Genomic DNA, 646 nt, shown 5'->3' with positions numbered 1-646 from the left:
GGCCCAGCCGGGCTCGGGCTGGCCGGCCTCGGCGGCCATGGCGCGCAGCCGGGCGGCATAGGCGCGCACATGCGGGGTGGCGGCGAGATCGGCCATGCCTCGGGCCGGCTTCGCCTGCCAGACGACGAAGACCGGGTTGGCGAAGACCGCGACCGCCTGGCCCGGCAGCTTCTTCCAGAAGGAAAGATGCTCGGGGCGGAGGCGGCCCTTGTGGGCGACCACCCAGTCGTAGCGGCAGGCGGCCTCCGGCTGGTCGGCCAGGCCCGCGCCGCCCAGCAGGCTGCTCCAGAGCGGGCGCGGGGCAAGGACGCGGTCGCCGGGGCGGATGCGGCCGCCCAGGAAGCCCACCACCTCGGTCCAGGCCGGGTCGTCCGCCGGCGGGCGGAAGCGGACGCCGGCCGGGAAGGCCGGGCGCAGGCCGAGCCGGGCCGAGGCCTCCCAGAGTGAATCGAGCTCGGCTTCGGCGAGGTCGGCAGCGGGGGCGGAGCCCAGGGGCATGGCGGCGCCTTTCGGTTCGCGCAGCAGATCGGCGGCGGGGCCGCGCTGGCCCCGCTCCAGCAGGGCATTGGCCAGCTCCAGCCGCAGCAGGCCGGAGCGCTGCCCCTCGGCCAGGGCCTGGCCCAGCAGGCGCAGCGCCGCCTCGGCC

The 646-nt window shown here is 77.9% G+C and carries 1 protein-coding gene; it reads right to left on the bottom strand.

The window, feature by feature from the left end:
* A partial coding sequence (locus BKE38_RS32720) for a hypothetical protein (protein ID WP_165694338.1) occupies positions 1-646 on the bottom strand: 646 nt, incomplete at both ends.

Origin of the sequence: Teichococcus deserti (genome assembly GCF_001982615.1) — a bacterium.
In the GTDB taxonomy this organism is placed as follows: domain Bacteria; phylum Pseudomonadota; class Alphaproteobacteria; order Acetobacterales; family Acetobacteraceae; genus Pseudoroseomonas; species Pseudoroseomonas deserti.
The sequence above is the reverse complement of the archived record's forward strand: the minus strand, read 5'-3'. Positions and strand labels throughout refer to the sequence as shown.